Origin of the sequence: Streptomyces sp. NPDC085931 (genome assembly GCF_044540565.1) — a bacterium.
Classification (GTDB): Bacteria; Actinomycetota; Actinomycetes; order Streptomycetales; family Streptomycetaceae; genus Streptomyces.
In genome coordinates this window covers 140917-158763 of the sequence record NZ_JBITSK010000011.1, presented here as the reverse complement: position 1 = coordinate 158763, position 17847 = coordinate 140917, and the positions used below count along the sequence as shown (strand labels likewise).

At 71.2% G+C, this 17847-nt stretch carries 18 protein-coding genes, 1 tRNA gene, 2 pseudogenes and 1 riboswitch; of the genes and pseudogenes, 9 read left to right on the top strand and 12 right to left on the bottom strand.

Annotated elements, in window-relative coordinates; all coding sequences use genetic code 11:
* Nucleotides 1-127 precede the first annotated feature (127 nt).
* Complete coding sequence (locus ACIGAN_RS23795; protein WP_399860273.1) at nt 128-1459, top strand: SGNH/GDSL hydrolase family protein; 1332 nt, start codon at nt 128-130, stop codon at nt 1457-1459.
* A gap of 43 nt (nt 1460-1502) precedes the next feature.
* On the opposite strand, the pseudogene ACIGAN_RS23790 reads toward ACIGAN_RS23795, so the two are convergent.
* The 4 genes and pseudogenes from ACIGAN_RS23790 to ACIGAN_RS23775 all read right to left on the bottom strand — a co-directional run.
* A pseudogene (locus ACIGAN_RS23790) lies at nt 1503-2186 on the bottom strand (DUF1707 domain-containing protein); the annotation flags it as partial.
* Between the two features lie 33 nt (nt 2187-2219).
* Nucleotides 2220-3227: an ABC transporter ATP-binding protein gene (locus tag ACIGAN_RS23785; RefSeq protein ID WP_365086311.1), complete on the bottom strand. Its 1008-nt coding sequence runs from the start codon at nt 3225-3227 to the stop codon at nt 2220-2222.
* A gap of 1 nt (nt 3228) precedes the next feature.
* Nucleotides 3229-4050, bottom strand: coding sequence for an ABC transporter permease (locus ACIGAN_RS23780; protein ID WP_399860270.1), 822 nt, complete (start codon nt 4048-4050; stop codon nt 3229-3231).
* Nucleotides 4043-4843: an ABC transporter permease gene (locus tag ACIGAN_RS23775; RefSeq protein WP_399860268.1), complete on the bottom strand. Its 801-nt coding sequence runs from the start codon at nt 4841-4843 to the stop codon at nt 4043-4045. Before ACIGAN_RS23775 ends, ACIGAN_RS23780 begins: the two co-directional genes overlap by 8 nt.
* A 496-nt stretch (nt 4844-5339) precedes the next feature.
* Between ACIGAN_RS23775 and ACIGAN_RS23770 the strand changes: the two genes are divergently transcribed.
* A complete protein-coding gene (locus tag ACIGAN_RS23770; RefSeq protein WP_399860265.1) occupies nt 5340-7742 on the top strand; it encodes a transglycosylase domain-containing protein in 2403 nt (800 codons plus the stop codon).
* A 9-nt stretch (nt 7743-7751) separates the two neighbouring features.
* Here the strand turns inward: ACIGAN_RS23770 and ACIGAN_RS23765 are convergent, their stop codons facing one another.
* The 3 genes from ACIGAN_RS23765 to ACIGAN_RS23755 form a co-directional block, all read right to left on the bottom strand.
* Complete coding sequence (locus ACIGAN_RS23765; protein WP_351350774.1) at nt 7752-8072, bottom strand: DMT family transporter; 321 nt, start codon at nt 8070-8072, stop codon at nt 7752-7754.
* A 34-nt stretch (nt 8073-8106) separates the two neighbouring features.
* A riboswitch (guanidine-III (ykkC-III) riboswitch) is annotated at nt 8107-8173 on the bottom strand.
* 65 nt (nt 8174-8238) lie between these two features.
* The gene (locus ACIGAN_RS23760) at nt 8239-8595 is read right to left on the bottom strand and encodes a GroES family chaperonin (protein WP_333933571.1); all 357 of its coding nucleotides are present in this window, start codon (nt 8593-8595) and stop codon (nt 8239-8241) included.
* 44 nt (nt 8596-8639) lie between these two features.
* Complete coding sequence (locus tag ACIGAN_RS23755; RefSeq protein WP_365086323.1) at nt 8640-8969, bottom strand: DUF3618 domain-containing protein; 330 nt, start codon at nt 8967-8969, stop codon at nt 8640-8642.
* Between the two features lie 106 nt (nt 8970-9075).
* Here ACIGAN_RS23755 and bcp point away from each other — a divergent pair, with 106 nt between their 5' ends.
* The 4 genes from bcp (at nt 9076) to ACIGAN_RS23735 (ending at nt 10937) form a co-directional block, all read left to right on the top strand.
* A complete protein-coding gene (gene bcp / locus ACIGAN_RS23750) occupies nt 9076-9543 on the top strand; it encodes a thioredoxin-dependent thiol peroxidase (protein WP_399860262.1) in 468 nt (155 codons plus the stop codon).
* Nucleotides 9544-9693: 150 nt separating this feature from the next.
* Nucleotides 9694-10356: an HNH endonuclease signature motif containing protein gene (locus ACIGAN_RS23745; RefSeq protein WP_399860259.1), complete on the top strand. Its 663-nt coding sequence runs from the start codon at nt 9694-9696 to the stop codon at nt 10354-10356.
* Nucleotides 10353-10847: an HNH endonuclease gene (locus ACIGAN_RS23740; RefSeq protein WP_365738967.1), complete on the top strand. Its 495-nt coding sequence runs from the start codon at nt 10353-10355 to the stop codon at nt 10845-10847. Before ACIGAN_RS23745 ends, ACIGAN_RS23740 begins: the two co-directional genes overlap by 4 nt.
* A gap of 15 nt (nt 10848-10862) precedes the next feature.
* Nucleotides 10863-10937 (top strand) — tRNA-Leu (locus tag ACIGAN_RS23735).
* A 43-nt stretch (nt 10938-10980) separates the two neighbouring features.
* Here ACIGAN_RS23735 and rdgB read toward each other — a convergent pair.
* From rdgB to ACIGAN_RS23715, 4 genes are all read right to left on the bottom strand, one after another.
* Complete coding sequence (rdgB, locus tag ACIGAN_RS23730) at nt 10981-11583, bottom strand: RdgB/HAM1 family non-canonical purine NTP pyrophosphatase (RefSeq protein ID WP_365738969.1); 603 nt, start codon at nt 11581-11583, stop codon at nt 10981-10983.
* Between the two features lie 77 nt (nt 11584-11660).
* Nucleotides 11661-12059, bottom strand: coding sequence for a hypothetical protein (locus ACIGAN_RS23725; RefSeq protein WP_365086338.1), 399 nt, complete (start codon nt 12057-12059; stop codon nt 11661-11663).
* A 144-nt stretch (nt 12060-12203) separates the two neighbouring features.
* The gene (gene rph / locus ACIGAN_RS23720) at nt 12204-12941 is read right to left on the bottom strand and encodes a ribonuclease PH (protein ID WP_365738971.1); all 738 of its coding nucleotides are present in this window, start codon (nt 12939-12941) and stop codon (nt 12204-12206) included.
* Between the two features lie 111 nt (nt 12942-13052).
* Nucleotides 13053-13286 (bottom strand): glucose PTS transporter subunit EIIB, encoded by a 234-nt coding sequence (locus ACIGAN_RS23715; RefSeq protein ID WP_010039992.1) that lies wholly within the window; start codon nt 13284-13286, stop codon nt 13053-13055.
* Nucleotides 13287-13476: 190 nt separating this feature from the next.
* On the opposite strand from ACIGAN_RS23715, the pseudogene ACIGAN_RS23710 reads away from it, so the two are divergent.
* Both ACIGAN_RS23710 and ACIGAN_RS23705 read left to right on the top strand, forming a co-directional pair.
* A pseudogene (locus tag ACIGAN_RS23710) lies at nt 13477-14786 on the top strand (PTS transporter subunit EIIC).
* A gap of 177 nt (nt 14787-14963) precedes the next feature.
* Nucleotides 14964-16226, top strand: coding sequence for a PTS transporter subunit EIIC (locus tag ACIGAN_RS23705; RefSeq protein WP_365086347.1), 1263 nt, complete (start codon nt 14964-14966; stop codon nt 16224-16226).
* A 63-nt stretch (nt 16227-16289) separates the two neighbouring features.
* On the opposite strand, the gene ACIGAN_RS23700 is transcribed toward ACIGAN_RS23705, so the two are convergent.
* Nucleotides 16290-17042 (bottom strand): MBL fold metallo-hydrolase, encoded by a 753-nt coding sequence (locus tag ACIGAN_RS23700; RefSeq protein WP_365738976.1) that lies wholly within the window; start codon nt 17040-17042, stop codon nt 16290-16292.
* Nucleotides 17043-17255: 213 nt separating this feature from the next.
* Here ACIGAN_RS23700 and ACIGAN_RS23695 point away from each other — a divergent pair, with 213 nt between their 5' ends.
* Nucleotides 17256-17705, top strand: a complete 450-nt coding sequence (locus ACIGAN_RS23695) for a type II toxin-antitoxin system PemK/MazF family toxin (RefSeq protein ID WP_399860255.1) — start codon at nt 17256-17258, stop codon at nt 17703-17705.
* Nucleotides 17706-17847 lie beyond the last annotated feature (142 nt).

Here is a 17847-nt window from a genome sequence, read left to right as displayed (position 1 = left end):
AGTTCCCGGCGTCTGTCGGGAGGGGGTACTGCCACGGGGTCCTGTGAGCCTCCCCCGGTCCATGACGCATCATGGGCACATCAGATCGGAGCCTTGGGCTCCCATCGCCCGAGGAGAACTACACAGCATGACCCGAGGACGTGGCTACGCCCTCTTGGCCCTGGTCGTCGCAGCGATCGTGGCCCTTTCCACCGCCCTGTACGCCGGGGTGGCGTCCGACAACGGCGAGCCGGGCCGCAACGCCCTCGGTAACGGCCGCGCCCCGAACTCCGCCGCTCCCGCCTCCACCGGCACCTGGGTCAGCACGTGGTCGACGTCCCCGGCCGCCGGCGAGCCCGGCACCGAGACGACGGGCATGGCCAACCGTTCGGTGCGCAACGTCGTCCACACCAGCGTCGGGGGTACGAGTGCCCGCGTGACGCTGTCCAATCTCTACGGCCGGTCCCCGCTGAGCATCACGGGCGCCTCGATCGCCCTGGCCGCGGGCCCCGGCACGCCGGCCGCGGTCCCGGACACCCTGCGGCAGCTGACCTTCAACGGCGGTCCGACGGTCGTCATCCCGCCGGGGCGGCAGGTGATGAGCGACGCCGTGCGCATCGCGGTCCCGCACGACGCGGACGTCCTGATCACCACGTACACGCCGGCCGGCTCCGGCACGGTGACGTACCACCCGCACGCCCGGCAGATCTCCTACCTCGCGCAGGGCGACCACACGCGGGACACGACAGGCACGCCGTACACCGAGCAGACCAAGAACTGGCGGTACCTGACCGCCCTGGACGTGCTGAGCAACGAGTCCGACGGGACGGTCGTCGCGCTCGGCGACTCGCTCACGGACGGCATCACGTCCACGATGAACGCCAACAACCGGTGGACCGACGTGCTCTCCGACCGGCTGCGCGCGGAGATCGCCGCCGGGCGGGACCTGCCCCGGTACAGCGTCGTCAACCAGGGCATCAGCGGCAACCGGGTCCTCACCGACGGGCTGGGCCGCCCCGCGGACAACCCCAGCGGCCTGAACCGCTTCTCGCGGGACGTGCTGCAGCGGACCAACGTCAAGGTCGTCGTCATCGACCTCGGCGTCAACGACATCCTGCGCAATCCGCGGCTCGCCGACCCCCAGGCGATCCTGGGCGGCCTGCGCACGCTGGTGGGCCAGGCCCACGCTCGGGGGCTGAAGGTCGTCGGGGCGACCCTGATGCCGTTCCACGGCCACCGGGGCTACACGGACCAGCGGGAGTCGGTGCGCCAGGCCATCAACGCCGAGATCCGCTCCGGGCGGGTCTTCGACGCGGTGGTCGACTTCGACGCGGCGCTGCGCGACCCGTACGACCCGCGCCGGCTGCGCGCCGACTACGACTCGGGCGACCATCTGCACCCCAGCGACAAGGGCTACACCCGGATGGCCGAGGTCTTCGACCTGGAGTCGCTGAAGGGGTCGGCGCCGGCGGAGCTGTAGCCCACCGGGGGGTGAAGCCTCGCGCCGGGCGCCCTCAGTCCCGTTCCCGGCGGTCCGCCCCGCGCTCCAGCTTCTCCCGGCGGCGGGCCTCGCGGACGCGCTGCTTCTCGGCGCGGGTGAGCTTGCGCTGGACGCCGACGCCGCCCCAGAAGGCGAAACCGGTGACGATCACGCGCGGGGCCCCCGGTTCGCCCGGCACGCCCTCCTCGCGGTGGTCGAAGCCGCCCATGACGCCGATGCCGCGCACGACGACCTCGACGCCGGGCGGGACGATGACGTCCACCCCGCCCATGATCGCGATCGCGTTGATCTCGACCTCGCGCTCGGTGAAGTCCGCCTCGCGCAGGTCGATCTCCCCGCCGCCCCAGAAGGCGAAGCAGGTGAACCGCCGGGGCATCGTCCAGCGGCCCTTGCGCTGGAAGCCGGACATCACGGCGACGGCCCAGGTCGAGGACCCCTCGCCGCCGACGATCCGCCCGGACCAGCCCGGCCCGGCGGCGGGCTCCTTGTTCAGCGACACCACCGGGGCCGTGACGCCCGGGACGGGCAGGTCCCGGGTGATCGGCGCCAGTTCCCCGTACGTCCGGGCCCGGTAGGTGGCGTCCAGGCGCTCCTCGAACTCCGCCATGTCGAGCCGGCCCTCCGCGAGGGCGTCCCGCAGGACGTCGGCGACCTTCTCACGGTCGGCGTCGGAAGCGCGGAGGTCCGGCACTGCGTCGTCGGTCATACCCAGCAGCCTACGAGTTGCCCCTGCCGGGCACTACGTGGTCGCACGCTCCGGCCCGGGTTCCGGGGTGTCCCCCAGGGAGTGCAGCATCCTCGCGATGACCGCCTCGATGTCCGGCTCCCGCACCGACAGGTCGACCAGCGGGTACCGCTGCGCGATCCGCGCCACCAGCGGCGCCGCCGACTCGGCCGCCGGGAACGCCAGCCACTGCCGCGGCCCGTCCACCCGCACGACCCGCGCGGGCGCCGGCGCCTCGATGGGCGGCAGTTCCCGCTCCAGGTCCACCACCAGGGTCCGTTCGCTCTCCCCGGCCTCGTGCAGCCCGGTGAGCGGCCCGTCGTACATCAGCCGCCCGCGGTCGATGACCATCACCCGCCGGCACAACTGCTCGATGTCCTGCAGGTCGTGCGTGGTCAGCAGCACCGTCGTGCCGCGTTCGGCGTTCAACTCCCGCAGGAACTCCCGTACCTTCGCCTTGGAGACGACGTCCAGACCGATGGTCGGCTCGTCCAGGTACAGCACCTCCGGGTCGTGCAGCAGCGCCGCCACGATGTCGCCGCGCATCCGCTGCCCGAGCGAGAGCTGCCGGACCGGCACCTCCAGCAGGTCGGCCAAACCGAGGAGTTCGACCAGCCGGTCGAGATTCGCGCGGTAACGGGCGTCCGGGATGCGGTACATGCGGTGCACCAGCCGGTAGGAGTCGATCAGCGGCAGGTCCCACCACAGCGTCGTGCGCTGCCCGAACACCACCCCGATGCGGTGCGCGAGACGGACGCGGTCCTTCGACGGGTCGATGCCCGCCACCCGCACCCGGCCGGCGCTCGGCGTGAGGATGCCGGTCAGCATCTTGATCGTGGTGGACTTGCCGGCGCCGTTGGGGCCGATGTAGCCGACCATCTCGCCTCTCCCCACCCGGAACGAGATCGAGTCGACCGCCCGCACCTGCCGCCGCTCCCGCTTCAGGAAACCGGTCTTCCGGCGCACCTCGAAGACCTTCTCGACCCCGTCGAGCTCGATGAACCCGCTGTCCGAACCGGTCAACTCAACTCCCTGTACTCCGGTACGAGCGCAGCCCCGTCCGCCACGCCAGCCCCGCCAGCGCGCCGCACGCCAGGGCGACCAGCGGCGAGGCGTACGCCGTCCACCCGGGCAGGCCGACCGGGTACGGCCTGCCCAGCACGTGGGAGGCCGGCACCCAGTTGACGAAGGCGAGCGGCACCATGAAGGTCACCCCGCGCACCAGGTCCTTGCCGAACACGCCCGGCGGGTACTGCAGCAGCGTCGTCCCGCCGTAGGTGAAGGCGTTCTGCACCTCGGCGGCGTCCTGCGCGAAGATCTGGAAAGCGGCCCCCGCCACGAACACCGCCGAGAAGATCGCCGCGCCGCTGACCACCATCACCGGCACCAGCAGCACCTTCGCCGCGGTCCAGTCGACGTCCACCGACACCAGCGCCCAGCCCAGCACCACCGCGCCCTGGGTGATCCGGCCCAGCCGGCGCAGCGCGAAGCGGTCCGCCCCCACCTGGGCGAGCACCGGCGCGGGACGCACCAGCAGCGTGTCGAAGGAACCGTCGCGCATCCGGGCGCCCAGGACGTCCATCGAGCCCAGCAGCAGATCGGCGATCCCGAACGAGGTCACCGACAGCCCGTACAGCAGGGCCACCTCGGGCAGCGACCAGCCGCCCAGCGAGTCCACCTGCGAGAACATCAGCAGGATCGCCACGAAGTCCAGGCCGGTCACCGCCAGGTTGCCGATCACCGTGACGACGAAGGAGGTGCGGTAGGTCATGCTGGAGCGCACCCACATCCCGGCGATCAGCCGGTAAGCCCGCACCCCCTCGGACAGCGCACCGCGCTCACCCACCCTGCACCACCACCCGCCGCGTCGCCGCCGACTGCACCAGCCGCCCCGCCGCCAGCAGCGCCACCGCCCACGCCGCCTGGAACGCGAACGCCCGCAGCGGGTCCGTCTCCCCCATCAGCACATCGGCCGGCAGCTGGATCTGCGCCGCCCACGGCAGCACCCGCACGACCTCGCCGAGGACACCCGGGAAGGCGTTCAGCGGCAGCACCATGCCCGAGAAGAAGATCCCGGTGACCATCAGGGCCTGGTTGACGCCCATGCCGTCCATCAGCCAGAACACGCTCAGCGCCGCCAGGTAGCGGATCGCGAAGCTGACCACCGCCGCCAGCAGCAGCGTCACCCCGAACGCCGCCCACGGGACGACGCCCGCCGGCAGCGCCATCGGGAAGAACGCCGCGCCGAACAGAAACGGGACCACCCCCCGCCCCAGCAACTGGAACAGCGCCCGCCCCAGGTCCCCGGCCAGCCACCACAGCTGCAGATCGGCCGGCCGGTACAGGTCGACGGCGATCTCACCGGTGCGGATGCGCTCCATCAGGTCCTTCTCCGCGCCGCCGCCCTGGATGGCGAGGGTCGCGTAGAGGCACTGCCCCAGCCACACGTAGGTCACCGCCTGCGCCTGGTCGTACCCGCCCAGATGCGGCTTCTCGTCCCACAGCGCCAGGTACGTGTGGACGAGGATCACGCCGAAGACCGTGTTGGTGAACACCCCGGCCGCCGTGGCCGCCCGGTAGGTCGCGTACCGCCGGAAGCCGCCCGCCGCGACGGCCGCGTACAACCGTCCCGAGCCCACCTGCACCACCCTCCCAGCCGACCGGCACCGAAGCGCAGGAGCCTAGTGCCCGCGGCGAGGAGCCTGCCACGGAATATCACGCGCCGGCGAGGACGCCGCGGGGCGAGCCGGCACCGCCATTGACGGTACGATCCGTTGCGTCCGCGTGGGCCGAGGCGCCCGTGGCCAGGGCGAGCGGCGTGACGGCGGTGCCGGCCGGGGCGGAGCACGCGAGCCGGCACGCATACGGTCGGATCACCCTCGGGGGTGTGTCCCCCGTGGGGCGGATCTCGCGCGAGCAGGGTCTCGACGCGCACGGGCGGTTCGGGGTGCGGTCCGCCCTCGGCCCCGCCCGGGCGTTCGCCCGCGCGCCGGCCCGCCTCGCCCCACGGCTCACGACACGGCCCTCGATCAGGGAACTGATCGCCGGATGGGACAGTCTTCATCACAGGGGCGCAAGAGCGAGCAGAGACGTACGGGAACGACGTACGACGCGAAACAGGAGTCCGTGCACGACATGAGTGACGAGCCTCAGCCGCAGCAGCCGAACCAGGGCTGGGCACCGGGAGAGCCGCAACCGGACGGCGATTCCGGCACGCCCGGGACGGCCGCCGAACCGAAGCGGACGGGCTGGCGCCGGATCATCCCGACCTGGCGCATGACGCTGGGCGCGTTCCTCGTCGCCGCCCTGCTGCTCGTCGGCGGCTTCTTCCTCGGCTACTCGCTGGTGAAGATCCCGCCGGCCAACGCGCTCGCCACCAAGCAGGCCAACGTGTACCTGTACGCGGACGGCTCCGTGATCGCCCGCGACGGCGAGGTCAACCGCGAGAACGTCACCCTCGCGCAGATCTCCAAGGACGCCCAGCACGCCATCCTGGCCGCCGAGGACCGCGACTTCTACACCGAGTCCGCCGTCGACCCCAAGGCCATGGTCCGCGCCGCCTGGAACACCGCCCTCGGCAAGGGCAAGCAGTCCGGCTCCACGATCACCCAGCAGTACGTCAAGAACTACTACCTGCGCCAGGAACAGACCGTCACGCGCAAGGCCAAGGAGTTCTTCATCGCGATCAAGCTGGACCGCGAGGTGAGCAAGGACCACATCCTGGAGGGCTACCTCAACACCAGCTTCTTCGGCCGCAACGCCTACGGCATCCAGGCCGCCTCCCAGGCCTACTACGGCATGGACGCCAAGGACCTCGACGCCGGCCGCGCCGCCTACCTCGCCGCGCTGGTCAACGCGCCCAGCCAGTACGACGTCGTCGCCCACCCGGAGAACCGCAGGGCCGCCGAGTCCCGCTGGAACTACGTGCTGGACGGCATGGTCAAGAAGGGCTGGCTCGACGAGTCGGAGCGGGCCGGCATGAAGTTCCCCGTGCCGAAGGAGTCCACCCTCTCCACCGGCATGTCCGGGCAGCGCGGCTACATCGTCCGGATCGTCCGGGACTACCTCGTCCAGAACAAGATCGTCGACGAGGCCAGGCTCGACGCCGGCGGCTACCGCATCACCACCACCCTGCAGAAGCCCAGGCAGGACGCGTTCGTGAAGGCCGTCGACGACAAGCTGATGTCCAAGCTGGACAAGAAGGGCAACAAGGTCGACCGCTACGTCCGCGCGGGCGGCGCCGCCGTCGACCCCAAGACCGGCAAGGTCGTGGCGATGTACAACGGCATCGACTACGTCAAGCAGTACACCCCGAACGCCACCCGCAGGGACTTCCAGGTCGGCTCCACCTTCAAGCCCTTCGTGTTCACCGCCGCCGTCGAGAACCACAGCGAGACCCAGGACGGCCGCGTCATCACCCCCAGCACGATCTACGACGGCACCAACCAGCGACCCGTCCAGGGCTGGGCCGGCGACCCGTACGCCCCCGAGAACGAGGACCAGGTCTCCTACGGCGACATCACCGTCACCGAGGCCACCGACAAGTCCGTGAACTCGGTCTACGCGCAGATGGCCGCCGACGTCGGCCCGCAGAAGGTCAAGCAGACCGCGATCGACCTCGGCATCCCCGAAGCCACCCCCGACCTCGCCGACGGCCCCGCCATCGCGCTCGGCACGGCCACCGCCAGCGTCCTCGACATGGCCGAGGCCTACGCCACGCTCGCCAACCACGGCCGCCACGGCGCCTACACGATGGTCGAGAAGGTCACCAAGGAAGGCACCCCGATCGACCTGCCCGAGAGGCGCACCCGGCAGGCCGTCAGCCGCGAGGCCGCCGACACCACCACCAAGGTCCTGCAGAGCGTCGTGCAGAACGGCACGGCCGCCGCCGCCCAGGGCGTGGGCCGTCCCGTCGCGGGCAAGACCGGCACCGCCGAGAAGGACAAGGCCGCCTGGTTCGCCGGCTACACGCCCGACCTCGCCGTGGTCGTCTCCGTCATGGGCCAGGACCCCGTCACCGCCGAGCAGAAGCCCCTCTACGGCGCCCTCGGCCTGCCCCGCATCAACGGCGGCGGCCCGCCCGCGCAGATCTGGGCGCAGTTCACCCGCGACGCCCTCGAGGGCAAGCCGGTCAAGGACTTCGACCTGCGGCTCCAGCCCGGCGCCGACGTCTCCCAGGCCCCCGGCACCGAGGCCCCGGCCGACCCCACCACCGGCGCCACCGACGGCGGCTCCTCCACCGGCGGCCAGGACGAGGACACCGAGGCACCCAGCCAGACCCCGAGCGCGCCCGAGGGACAGAACCAGGGCCAGACCGACGGCGGCACCACCGACGGCGGCACCGGCGGGGAGCCCCCCACCGGCGGCGGCACGACCGACGGCGGCACCACCGACGGCTCGGCCACCGGCGGTGACGGCGGCACGACCGACGGCGGCGCCGCCACGGGAGGCGAGACCGGCGACGGCGGCACGGGCGACGGCGGGGCCACCACGGGCCCCGGCTGGGGCGTGGTGCCGCAGGGCGCGCGCCGCGAATGACGCCCTGACTCAGTGACCGCTGGTCGCCTTCAGCCCCACCACGGCGACCAGCAGCAGGCACACGAAGAAGATCCGGGCGGCGGTCGCCGGCTCCCCCAGCACCGCCATGCCGAACACCGCCGCCCCGGCCGCGCCGATCCCCACCCACACGCCGTAGGCGGTACCGATGGGCAGGGTCCTGGCGGCCTGCGACAGCAGCAGCATGCTGGCGACGATGCCGGCGCCGGTGAGCACACTCGGCACCGGGCGTGTGAAGCCGTCGGTGTACTTCATGCCGACGGACCACCCCACCTCGAGCAGACCGGCGACGACGAGCAGGACCCAGGCCATGACAGGCACCTCCGGGAAACGGGCTGACGGTGTCGGTGCGTCGTCTTTGCCTTGATCCCGGTACGGCGCGTCTCGTCGGGGTCCCCCCAACGTAGCAAAGCCCGGCGGCAGGCCGAAGGGGCCGGTGACGAGCGTCACCGGCCCCTTCGCACCGCCGCCCGCGGACCTACAGGTACAGGCCCGTCGAGTCCTCCGAACCCTCGAACCGGTCCGCGGCCACGGCGTGCAGGTCGCGCTCGCGCATGAGCACGTACGCGATGCCCCGCACCTCGACCTCGGCACGGTCCTCCGGATCGAACAGAACCCGGTCGCCCGGCTCCACCGTCCGCACGTTCTGCCCCACCGCAACGACCTCGGCCCAGGCAAGCCGCCGGCCGACCGCCGCCGTGGCGGGGATCAGGATGCCGCCGCCGGAACGCCGCTCGCCCTCGCCGGTCTCCTGCCGCACGAGTACGCGGTCGTGCAGCATCCGGATGGGCAGCTTGTCGGGATGGGTGCTGTGCTCGTTTCTGTTGGCGCTCACGCCCTGAAACCTACCTGTCTTCCCCGGGAACGTCCGCAGTCGGGTCAGCCCTTGCGGCGCCGCGTGCTCACCGCGAGCAGCCCGACCACGCCCACCACGACGAGTGCGACGGGCACGACCCGCTCCAGCCGGGGCGCCCCGTCCTCGTCCACGAAGCGGGCGCGCACCTCGCTGACGGCCTTGTTGACCCCCACGTAGGCCCGCCCCAGGGTGTGGTCGATGTTCGACGCGACCTTGGCCTTGGCATCCCCGACGATCGTCTTCGGGTGCACCCGCACGCCGATCTCGTCGAGGGTCTCGGCCAGGGTCGCGCGGCGGCGCCTGATGTCCGCCTCGATCTGCGCCGGGGTCCTGGTGTCCGCCGTGTCCGCCACCGTGTCGCCTCCGAAGTCGGTATGAGCCTGTACCTGTGCCTGTGCCGGACAGTCTGTCAGCTCCACGGCTCATCGCACTGCCTCGACCCCCGGTTACGCTGGTCCGATGAGCGAGCGACTCCAGCCGGGGGACGTGGCCCCCGCCTTCACCCTGCCCGACGCCGACGGAACCGAGGTGTCCCTGGCGGACCACAAGGGCCGCAAGGTCATCGTGTACTTCTACCCGGCCGCCCTCACGCCGGGCTGCACGAAGCAGGCCTGCGACTTCACGGACAACCTCCAGCTGCTGGCGGGCGCCGGCTACGACGTCATCGGCATCTCCCCCGACAAGCCGGAGAAGCTCGCGAAGTTCCGCGACAAGGAGTCCCTGAAGGTCACCCTGCTCGCGGACCCGGACAAGAAGGTTCTGGAGGCGTACGGCGCCTTCGGCGAGAAGAAGCTGTACGGCAAGACGGTCGTCGGCGTCATCCGCTCCACGGTGATCGTGGACGAGGAGGGCAAGGTCGAACGGGCCCTGTACAACGTCAAGGCCACGGGCCACGTCGCCAAGATCATCAGGGACCTGGGCATCTGAGACCCCCTCCCCCACCCGAGAGCGGCTCGCATCGGCGCACCCCGGTACGAGCCGCTCCGCTTTTCGGGCGTGACCGCCCGACAGTCGGTTCGTTACTCCGTACGAGATCGCGAACACGTGGTCGAGGACGGAGCGGGCGGGAGGGGCTCGATGGGGGCGAGTGCGTACACCAGGGAGCGGCTGGAAGAGGCGGCCCGGGGGGCGCGGACGCTGTCGGAGGCGTTGGGGCGGTTGGGGGTGGAGCCGGGGAGTTCGACCCGGGCCTACATCAGCCGGCGGATGAAGGAGCTGGGCGTGGACACGTCCCACTTCACGCGGGAGGGCGGCAAGTGGACGAAAGAGGTCCTGCAAGCGGCCGTGGCGGTCTCGGCCAGCACGAATGACGTGTTGCGTCATCTCGGCCTGGATCTGGTCGGCGGACATCACACGCACATCGGCCGCAGGATCAAGGCGTACGGCATCGACACCTCGCACTTCGTGCCCGTGGCCCGCACGGAGAGGATGAGGGACAACCAGCGCCGCCGAACCGCCGCGGACATCCTCGTCGAGGACAGGTCGCCGCACGCCCGGCGGGTTCCCGGCGCCCGTCTCAAGAGGGCGATGCGGGAGCTGGGCATCGAGGAGCGCTGTGCCCTGTGCGGCATCGGAGCGCTGTGGCTGGGCGAACCCCTGCCCCTGGAGGTCGACCACATCGACGCCGACTGGCGGAACAACAGGGTGGAGAACCTCCGGCTGCTGTGCCCCAACTGCCACGCGACGACCGACAGGTACCGGGGGCGCGGCGCGCGGCGCGAGCAGGGGTGTCCCGCATGAGTCCGCGGCAGGCCCCGCCCACAGCCGGGCAAGTACGGGCCGCGGTCGCCGCGTCCACCTCCCTGGCGGAGGTGCTGCGCCGCCTGGGCCGGCCGGACAACGGCGGCCAGCGGGTGATGCTGCGCCGTTGGATCGCCCAGGAGCACCTCGACACGGCGCATTTTCTGGGACAGGCACACAACCGCGGCAAGCCGGGCACGGTTCCGGCCAAGCGTCCCGAGGAGATCCTGGTCCGCCACGACGGCCGGCACCGCACCCGGACCCCGCTGTTGCGCCGAGCGCTCGCGGCCGTCGGTGTGCCGGAGCGGTGCGCGCGGTGCGGCACGGGACCCGTGTGGCTCGGCAGGCCCATGACGCTGGAGGTGGATCACATCAACGGCGACTGGAGCGACGACCGGCGTGAGAACCTGCGGCTGCTGTGCCCGAATTGCCACGCGATCACCAGGACGTGGTGCCGAGGAGGCCGCCGGGCGATCCGCGAGGCCCAGTAGAGTAGGCACCGCTGAGGGCCCGTACCCCAGCTGGCAAGAGGGCGCCGGTTTAGGTCCGGTGTGTCGTGGGTTCGAGTCCCACCGGGCTCATCCGGGAAGGGCGCGCACAGCAGTGGGCGCCCTTCCGCACATCTCAGCCCAACAGCTCCCGCACCACCGGTGCCAGCGCGCGGAACGCCTTGCCCCGGTGGCTGATCGCGTTCTTCTCCTGGGGGGTCAGTTCCGCGCAGGTGCGGGTCTCGCCCTCCGGCTGGAGGATCGGGTCGTAGCCGAAGCCGCCCGTGCCGGCGGGTTCGTGGCGCAGGATGCCGCGCAGCTGGCCCTCGACGACCCGTTCCGTGCCGTCCGGCAGGGCCAGGGCGGCCGCGCAGGCGAAGTGGGCCCGGCGGTGTTCGTCGGCGATGTCGGAGAGCTGGGCGAGGAGCAGGTCCAGGTTGGCCTTGTCGTCGCCGTGGCGGCCGGACCAGCGGGCGGAGAAGATGCCGGGGGCGCCGTTGAGGACGTCGACGCAGAGGCCGGAGTCGTCGGCGACGGCCGGCAGGCCGGTGGCGCGGGCGAGGGCGTGGGCCTTGAGGAGGGCGTTCTCGGCGAAGGTGACGCCGGTTTCCTTGACGTCGGGGATGTCCGGGTAGGCGTCGGCGCCGACGAGTTCGTGGCGCAGTCCGGCTTCGGCGAGGATCGCGCGCAGCTCGGTGATCTTTCCGGCGTTGCGGGTGGCGAGGATCAGGCGACTCATGGTCCCCACAGTATTCCGCGCCCCGAAGGGGGCGCGGGGTGCTGCGCGAGTGGCCACAGGGCCCTCGGCCCTCGGCGTTACGGTGTGCACACCTTCGTCAGTTCGCCCGCCGCGTCGGTGACGGGGCTGATGTCGGGCGTCTCGTCGCCGTTCTTGAGGGACGTGCGGACGTTGTCGACGGCCTTGTTGAGGTCGTTCACGGCCTGGTCGACGTCCGCGTTGTCCGTCTTGTCGCCGATCTCGCCGAGGTTCTTGTCGATGGAGTCGAGGGACTCGTCCAGCTGCGTGGGGTCGTTCGCGGCGTTGTCCACGGCCTGCTGGAGTTCCGTGACGCTGTCGGCGATGGCGTCGGCGGTCTGGACGCAGTCCAGCGCCTTGTCGACGGCGGCGCAGCCGGTGGTGAGTCCGGCGGTCAGCGCGACGGCCGCCAGGGTGGCGGCGACGGCTGCGGTGCGGCGTCGGCGGCTCGCGGCCATGGAACGGTCCCTCTCGTTCGGTCGGGCCGGTCGGGCCCGTGTGGCTGGCCGGGCGCACAGGGATGAGCCGTGCGCCCGTACTCCTTCAGACGCGCGGGTGCTCGGCGCGGTTGCCCGTGCCGAGCACCCGTTTTGGTGCGTCCTTTACTTTTCGAGGACCGTATCAAGGGCGGCGCGCTGGTGGGCGGCGAGTTCGGTGCAGCCGGCGACGGCGAGGTCGAGCAGGGCGTTGAGTTCGTCGCGGGCGAAGGGTTCGGCCTCGGCGGTGCCCTGGACCTCGACGAAGCGGCCGTCGCCGGTGCAGACGACGTTCATGTCGGTGTCGGCCTTGACGTCCTCCTCGTAGCAGAGGTCGAGGAGGGGGACGCCGCCGACGATGCCGACGGAGACGGCGGAGACGGTGCCGGTCAGGGGCTTGCGGCCGGCCTTGACGAGTTTCCTGCCCTGGGCCCAGGCGACGGCGTCGGCGAGGGCGACGTAGGCGCCGGTGATGGCGGCCGTGCGGGTGCCGCCGTCGGCCTGGAGGACGTCGCAGTCGAGGACGATGGTGTTCTCGCCGAGGGCCTTGTAGTCGATGACGGCGCGCAGGGAGCGGCCGATGAGGCGGCTGATCTCGTGGGTGCGGCCGCCGATGCGGCCCTTGACGGACTCGCGGTCGCCGCGGGTGTTGGTGGAGCGGGGCAGCATGGAGTACTCGGCGGTGACCCAGCCTTCGCCGCTGCCCTTGCGCCAGCGCGGGACGCCTTCGGTGACGGAGGCGGTGCAGAAGACCTTGGTGTCGCCGAAGGAGACGAGGACGGAGCCCTCGGCGTGCTTGCTCCAGCCGCGCTCGATGGTGATGGGGCGGAGCTGCTGGGGGGTGCGGCCGTCGATTCGAGACATGGCGCCGAGCCTATCCGTACGTGCGGAACGGGCCCCTCCCGCGGTGCGGAGGGGCCCGTTCCGGTGGTGTCAGGGTCCGTCAGGGGTGAAGCCCGGGACGATCCCCGCGCTTCACATCATGTCTTCGATCTCCGCCGCGATGGGGTCGGCGTCGGTGCCGATGACGACCTGGATGGCGCTGCCCATCTTGACGACGCCGTGGGCGCCGGCGGCCTTGAGGGCGGTTTCGTCGACCTTGGCGGGGTCCACGACCTCGGTGCGGAGGCGGGTGATGCAGCCTTCGACCTCTTCGATGTTGTCGATGCCGCCGAGCCCGGCAACGATCTTCTCAGCCTTGGTGGCCATGTTCGTTCTCCCTGATCCGAACCGCTTTGTCGCAGTAACCCACAGTTGGCCCATCTTCGCGAGCGGTCTCGTCGTGTGTGCCGAAGGATGGCTCACGTTCGTGTGACCGTCCGGACGACTGGTCTACACCACGAGTCCGTCTCTCGACAAAAGTCCCTCGCCCCGGGCCCGTCGACGAAGGGGAGCGGAGATGAGTGCCGACAGCTCCGCCGGCGCCGAGGCCGTCGCCGGTCCGGCGCGTGTCCGCTGGAACCGGTTGTTCCAGGGGTTGCAGAAGATGGGCCGCAGTCTGCAGCTGCCGATCGCGGTGCTGCCGGCGGCGGGGATCCTCAACCGGCTGGGGCAGCCGGACGTGTTCGGGGCCGACGGGCTGGGCTGGACGAACGTCTCGAAGGTGATGGTGGGGGCGGGCGGGGCGCTGCTGGACAGTTCGCTGGGGCTGCCGCTGCTGTTCTGTGTGGGTGTCGCGATCGGGATGGCGAAGAAGGCGGACGGTTCGACGGCGCTGGCGGCGGTGGCCGGTTTCCTCGTGTACTGGACGGTGCTGCGGCAGTTCCCGGAGGACTGTCCGCAGGGGGCGGTGGCGGTGCCCGGCGTCGGGTGCCAGGTGACCGACGGGGACCGGGAGGTGACGGCGTTCGCGTTCCAGAATCCGGGGGTGTTCGGCGGGATCGTGATGGGGCTGCTGGCGGCGTTCTTCTGGGCGCGGTTCCACCGGACGCGGCTGGTGGACTGGCTGGGGTTCTTCAACGGGCGGCGGCTGGTGCCGATCCTGATGGCGTTCGTGGCGATCGCGTTCGCGGCGCTGTGCCTGTGGGTGTGGCCGCCGGTCGGTGACGCGCTGGAGGGTTTCAGCGACTGGATGGACGGGGACGCGTGGGGCGCGGGCGTGTTCGGGGTGGCGAACCGGGCGTTGCTGGTGGTGGGGCTGCACCAGTTCCTGAACGTGCCCATCTGGTTCCAGTTCGGCTCGTTCACCAGGCCGGACGGGACGGTGGTGCACGGCGACATCAACATGTTCCTGGCGGGCGACCCGGACGCGGGGCAGTTCACCTCGGGTTTCTTCCCGATCATGATGTTCGCGCTGCCGGCTGCGGCGCTGGCGATCACGCACTGCGCGCGGCCGCAGCGGCGCAAGGAGGTCGGTGGCCTGTGCTGTCGGTGGCGCTGACGTCGTTCGTCACGGGCATCACGGAGCCGATCGAGTACTCGTTCCTGTTCGTGGCGCCGGTCCTGTACGCGGTGCACGCGCTGCTGACGGGGGTGTCGATGGCGGTGACGTGGGGGCTGGGGGTGCACGACGGGTTCAGCTTCTCGGCGGGGCTGATCGACTACGTCATCAACTGGAATCTGGCGACCAGGCCGTGGCTGATCGTCCCGATCGGGCTGGGCTTCGCGCTGGTCTACTACGTGATCTTCCGGTTCGCGATCACGAAGTTCGACCTGAGGACGCCGGGGCGGGAGCCCGAGGAGGACGTGGAGGACAGCGCCGAGGCGTGATCCTCCGGGGTGGGTGGAATTGGCGGGTTCCACTCGTTCGGCCTACCGTGCTACAACTGGTCTACACCACTCACCGGTGGAGGTCGCGCGGTGGATACCGCGTTCCCCTTTCTTTGAGACGCCGCCGTCCCCCGTCGAATTCTTCCTGGGCGGCGCCGTGCCCCATGGAGGAAGTTCATGTCCACAGACACCGCCGCGCCCGCGAGCCCGAGCAGAGGCTCGGCCGTGATGGCCGTCCTGCAGCGGATCGGCCGCAGCCTGATGCTGCCGGTCGCCGTGCTGCCCGCCGCCGCCCTGCTGGTGCGGCTCGGCAACACCGACATGCTGGGGCGCGAGTCGTTCCCCGCCTTCATCACCAAGATCGCGGGCTTCATGGCGGCCGGCGGCAACGCCATCCTCGACAACATGGCGCTGCTGTTCGCCGTGGGCATCGCCATCGGCTTCGCCAAGAAGTCGGACGGCTCCACCGCCCTGGCGGCCGTGGTCGGGTACCTGGTCTTCAAGAACGTGCTGGCTACGTTCACCGACGGCAGCCTGCCCAAGAAGGAAGCCATCGTCGACGGCAAGATCGTGATGGTCGAGCAGGCGGTGGACGCCAAGGTGCTCGGCGGTGTGGTGATGGGCCTCGTCGTCGCCCTGCTCTACCAGCGCTTCTACCGCACCAAGCTGCCCGACTGGGCCGGCTTCTTCGGCGGCCGCCGCCTGGTCCCGATCCTGGCCGCCTTCGCGGGTCTGCTCATCGGCATCGTCTTCGGTTACATCTGGCCGGTCCTCGGCACGGGCCTGCACAACTTCGGCGAGTGGCTGGTCGGCTCCGGCGCGGTCGGCGCGGGCATCTTCGGTGTGGCCAACCGCGCGCTGATCCCGATCGGCATGCACCACCTGCTGAACTCCTTCCCCTGGTTCCAGGCCGGCACCTACGAGGGCAAGAGCGGCGACATCGCCCGGTTCCTCGCGGGCGACCCGACCGCCGGGCAGTTCATGACCGGCTTCTTCCCGATCATGATGTTCGCCCTGCCGGCCGCCTGCCTGGCGATCGTGCACTGCGCCCGCCCCGAGCGCCGCAAGGTCGTCGGCGGCATGATGTTCTCCCTCGCGCTGACCTCGTTCGTCACCGGTGTCACCGAGCCGATCGAGTTCACCTTCATGTTCATCGCCCCGGTGCTGTACGCGATCCACGCGGTGCTCACCGGTGTCTCGATGGCGCTGACCTGGGCGCTCGGGATGAAGGACGGCTTCGGCTTCTCGGCCGGCGCGGTGGACTTCTTCCTCAACCTGGGCATCGCGACCAACCCGTGGGGTCTGGCCCTGGTCGGCCTGTGCTTCGCGGCGGTCTACTACGCGGTCTTCCGCTTCGCGATCACCAAGTTCAACCTGCCGACGCCCGGCCGGGAGTCCGACGAGGAACTCGCCGAGCTGCAGAAGGCGGAGGCGAAGTAGCCCGCTTCAGCGCCGAAGGCCCCGGAACCGCTCGGTTCCGGGGCCTTCGCGTGTTCGGACCGCTCAGATCTCGTACGTCCGCCGGGGTTCGGCGAGCTCCACGGGGCCGTCGTAGACCTCGCGGGCGTCGACGAGGTTGACCTGCGGGTCGGTCCACGGCGGGATGTGGGTGAGGACCAGGCGCCGGGCACCGGCCCGGGCCGCCGTCTCGCCCGCCTCGCGGCCGTTGAGGTGCAGGTCGGGAATGCTCTCCTTGCCGTGCGTGAACGCCGCCTCGCACAGGAACAGGTCGGCGTCCCGGGCGAGTTCGTCCAGGGCGGGGCTCACCCCGGTGTCACCGGAGTACGTCAGGACCTTGCCGTCGTGTTCGACGCGGATGCCGTACGCCTCCACGGGGTGGGCCACCCGCTCGGTGTGCACCGTGAACGGGCCGATGTCGAAGGTGGACGGCTTGACCGTGTGGAAGTCGAAGACCTCGCTCATGGAGGAGGCGGTCGGGGTGTCCGCGTAGGCGGTGGTCAGCCGGTGTTCCGTGCCTTCGGGGCCGAAGACGGGGAGTGGATCGCAGCGGCCGCCGTCGTGGCGGTAGTAGCGCGCGACGAAGTACGCGCACATGTCGATGCAGTGGTCGGCGTGCAGGTGGCTGAGGAAGATCGCGTCGAGGTCGTAGAGACCGCAGTGGCGCTGCAGCTCGCCCAGGGCGCCGTTGCCCATGTCGAGGAGCAGCCGGAAGCCGTCGGCCTCGACGAGGTAGCTCGAACAGGCCGATTCCGCGGACGGGAACGACCCCGAGCAGCCGACGACGGTGAGCTTCATGAAGCAGAAACCTCCGCTGGCGGGATAAGTCTGGTAGGGGCGTCGGGGGTCGTGCGGTCCGTCGAGCGTAAGGCGCGAAACCTCCGGTAGCTCCTCCGCCAAGGCCCGTTGTGGGCGAACTCACCTGTGGTGTCACCGGTTCGGCTGGCAGGCCGGGCGCGATCCTCACGAGGACGGGCGCGGGGCGGGGAGTACGCCGGTACCGTCTTCAGTATGGACACGTCCTGGTGGCTGGCGCTCGCCGCGGTGGTACTGCTCGCGCTCGTCGCCACGCTCGTCGACGGGTGGGGGCGCGGGTCGCGCACACGGCAGCGGCGGGCCCGGACGGCGGTGGCGGACACGGCGGTGGCGGGCCGGCCGCAGCCCGCGGAGATCTGGTGGGCGGACGTGCCCTACGAGGACGCGGCCGGGTCCAAGGACCGGCCGTGCCTGGTGCTGGCGGTGCGCGGGGAGCGGGCGACCGTCGCGAAGATCACCACGCGGTTCCGGCACGAGCGCGCGGGGGTGATCCTGCTGCCGCCCGGCTCGGTCGGCGACGCCCGGGGCCGGGCGAGCTTCGTGGAGACGGACGAGCTGCGGGAGGTCCCGGTGTGGGGCTTCCGGCGCAGGATCGGGGTGGTCGACCCGGCGCTGTGGGACCGGGTGCGGTACCTGGCCGGCTGACCTGCGCGGCGAGAGGGCTGCCGACGTGCACGGCCGAGGGAATCGCCGGCACGGCACAGGGTCCGACCGGCACAGCCGAGGGGCTCACGAGCACGGCAGCGGGTCCGACCCGCACGGCCGAGGGGATCCTGTGCACAGAAGC

What these genes read in the sequence shown, in the direction of transcription:
- ACIGAN_RS23795 (WP_399860273.1), top strand. Translation starts at nt 128, where the DNA reads ATGACCCGAGGACGTGGCTACGCCCTCTTGGCCCTGGTCGTCGCAGCG.
- ACIGAN_RS23770 (WP_399860265.1), top strand. Translation starts at nt 5,340, where the DNA reads ATGAGTGACGAGCCTCAGCCGCAGCAGCCGAACCAGGGCTGGGCACCG.
- ACIGAN_RS23765 (WP_351350774.1), bottom strand. Translation starts at nt 8,072, where the DNA reads ATGGCCTGGGTCCTGCTCGTCGTCGCCGGTCTGCTCGAGGTGGGGTGG.
- bcp (WP_399860262.1), top strand. Translation starts at nt 9,076, where the DNA reads ATGAGCGAGCGACTCCAGCCGGGGGACGTGGCCCCCGCCTTCACCCTG.
- ACIGAN_RS23745 (WP_399860259.1), top strand. Translation starts at nt 9,694, where the DNA reads ATGGGGGCGAGTGCGTACACCAGGGAGCGGCTGGAAGAGGCGGCCCGG.
- ACIGAN_RS23740 (WP_365738967.1), top strand. Translation starts at nt 10,353, where the DNA reads ATGAGTCCGCGGCAGGCCCCGCCCACAGCCGGGCAAGTACGGGCCGCG.
- rdgB (WP_365738969.1), bottom strand. Translation starts at nt 11,583, where the DNA reads ATGAGTCGCCTGATCCTCGCCACCCGCAACGCCGGAAAGATCACCGAG.
- ACIGAN_RS23725 (WP_365086338.1), bottom strand. Translation starts at nt 12,059, where the DNA reads ATGGCCGCGAGCCGCCGACGCCGCACCGCAGCCGTCGCCGCCACCCTG.
- rph (WP_365738971.1), bottom strand. Translation starts at nt 12,941, where the DNA reads ATGTCTCGAATCGACGGCCGCACCCCCCAGCAGCTCCGCCCCATCACC.
- ACIGAN_RS23715 (WP_010039992.1), bottom strand. Translation starts at nt 13,286, where the DNA reads ATGGCCACCAAGGCTGAGAAGATCGTTGCCGGGCTCGGCGGCATCGAC.
- ACIGAN_RS23705 (WP_365086347.1), top strand. Translation starts at nt 14,964, where the DNA reads ATGTCCACAGACACCGCCGCGCCCGCGAGCCCGAGCAGAGGCTCGGCC.
- ACIGAN_RS23700 (WP_365738976.1), bottom strand. Translation starts at nt 17,042, where the DNA reads ATGAAGCTCACCGTCGTCGGCTGCTCGGGGTCGTTCCCGTCCGCGGAA.
- ACIGAN_RS23695 (WP_399860255.1), top strand. Translation starts at nt 17,256, where the DNA reads ATGGACACGTCCTGGTGGCTGGCGCTCGCCGCGGTGGTACTGCTCGCG.